Consider the following 2,202-nt stretch of genomic DNA (forward strand, 5'->3'; position numbering starts at 1 on the left):
GCGATCGACGTGTACCGAATGCTGCGGGTGTCCAACCCCAGCCCGTACATGTATCTCCTCCACGTTCCGAATGATGAAGGGGGAACGGCATTTTCGATCGCCGGTTCCAGCCCTGAAGCGCTCGTGACGGTGCAGGACCGCTGTGCGACGACGCACCCGATCGCCGGAACCAGATGGCGCGGTGACACCGATGAAGAGGATCAGCTGCTGGGGAAGGAGCTGCTGGCCGACGAGAAGGAGCGCGCCGAACACCTGATGCTGGTCGACCTGGGCCGCAACGACCTGGGCCGAGTGTGCGTGCCCGGCAGCGTTCGGGTCGAGGACTACAGCCACATCGAGCGGTACAGCCACGTCATGCATCTGGTCTCCACCGTCACCGGGATGCTCGCGGAGGGGCGCACGGCCCTGGATGCCGTGACGGCCTGCTTTCCGGCCGGCACCTTGTCCGGAGCCCCGAAAGTGCGGGCCATGGAATTGATCGAAGAAGTGGAGAAGACCCGCCGCGGCCTTTACGGCGGCGTGATCGGCTACCTCGATTTCGCCGGGAACGCCGATTTCGCGATCGCGATCCGCACCGCGCTGTTGCGCGACGGCACCGCCTACGTGCAGGCCGGTGGCGGTGTGGTGGCCGACTCCAATGGGCCCTACGAGTACACCGAGGCGACGAACAAGGCACGCGCGGTGCTCAGCGCGATCGCCGCCGCAGAGACGCTGACCGCCCCGGATACCGACCGGGATGGCTGATGCCCCGCCCGCCGCGGCAGGCCGGCTGACCATCCGGATCGCGCAGGTCCTGCTGGTGGCCTCGGCCGTCGGGCTATGGGCGGCCTCGCGCCTGACCTGGGTCGACCTGCGCACCTTCGACGGGCTGAGTCCGCCGAAGCTGACCACGCTGTCGGGTGCGGCCTGGTCGGCGGCCCTGCTCCCACTGGCCCTGGTGCTGCTGGCTACCGCCGTCGCCGCGCTCGCGGTGCGGGGTTGGGCGTTGCGGGTGCTCGCGGTGCTGGTGGCCCTCGCCAGCCTGGCGGCGGGTTACCTGGCGGTCAGCACGCTGGAGATCCCCGATGTCGCGGTGCGGGCGGCCGAACTCGCGCGGGTGCCGCTGGTTGAGCTGGTTGGCAGCAAGCGGTATTACCCGGGCCCGGTGATCACCCTGGTGACCGCCGTTTGCACGCTGACCGGCGCGGTGCTGTTGATGCGTGCGGCGCCGTCGGCCCGCGGCAGCGCCACCAAATACCTGACGCCCGGCGCCCGTCGGTCGGCGGCAACGCACGATGACGGACCCATGTCGGAGCGGATGATCTGGGACGAGCTGGACGACGGCCGCGACCCGACCGAGTCGTCGCCGCCCAACGACAATCCACCGGCTGAACCTGACACCGAGGGTCGGTGACGAACCGTGTGCCGGCGCTCGCTACCCTTCGAAGGACGCCGACGACAGTTTCGCGGCGCCCGGGGAGAGGAACCGAAGGCATGAGTTCGGCAAGCGTGCTCGACTCCATTATCGAGGGAGTCCGTGCCGACGTTGCCACTCGTGAAGCTGTCGTGAGCATGGCCGAGATCAAGGCGGCGGCCGAAGCTGTGCCGGCGCCACGTGATGTGTTGGCAGCGTTGCGCGAGCCCGGCATCGGAGTTATCGCCGAGGTCAAGCGAGCCAGCCCGTCGGCCGGAGAGCTCGCGTCGATCTCCGATCCGGCCGCGTTGGCGTGCGAGTACCAGGACGGCGGTGCGCGGATCATCAGCGTGCTGACCGAAGAGCGCCGCTTTCACGGCAGTCTCGACGATCTGGACGCGGTGCGTGCGGCTGTGTCAATACCGGTACTGCGCAAAGACTTTGTGGTGGGGCCCTACCAGATTCACGAGGCCCGCGCGCACGGCGCGGACATGCTGTTGCTGATCGTCGCGGCGCTCGACCAGCCGGCGCTGGAGTCGATGCTGGAGCGCACCGAATCGCTGGGCATGACAGCACTTGTCGAGGTGCACACCGAAGAGGAAGCCGACCGGGCGTTGCAGGCCGGAGCCCGGGTCATCGGTGTGAACGCCCGCGACTTGAGGACGCTGAGGGTCGATCGAGACTGCTTCGCGCGCATTGCTCCCGGGCTACCGTCCGACGTGATCCGTGTCGCAGAGTCCGGGGTCCGGGGCAGGGCCGACCTGCTGGCCTACGCCGGAGCAGGCGCCGATGCGGTGCTGGTCGGCGAA

General features: G+C 68.7%; 3 protein-coding genes. All 3 read left to right on the top strand.

Features of this window, described 5'->3' with window-relative positions:
• Positions 1 to 744, top strand: a 744-nt coding sequence (locus VN856_RS18005; RefSeq protein ID WP_325691454.1) for a chorismate-binding protein, incomplete at its 5' end; no start/stop codon positions are given.
• On the top strand, positions 737 to 1,393 hold the full coding sequence (locus VN856_RS18010) for a TIGR02234 family membrane protein (protein WP_325691456.1): 657 nt from the start codon (positions 737 to 739) through the stop codon (positions 1,391 to 1,393). The genes VN856_RS18005 and VN856_RS18010, both read left to right, overlap by 8 nt.
• A gap of 80 nt (positions 1,394 to 1,473) precedes the next feature.
• On the top strand, positions 1,474 to 2,202 hold a 729-nt coding region (gene trpC / locus VN856_RS18015; protein ID WP_325691458.1), incomplete at its 3' end, for an indole-3-glycerol phosphate synthase TrpC.

It is taken from the genome of Mycobacterium sp., assembly GCF_035603715.1.
In the GTDB taxonomy this organism is placed as follows: domain Bacteria; phylum Actinomycetota; class Actinomycetes; order Mycobacteriales; family Mycobacteriaceae; genus Mycobacterium.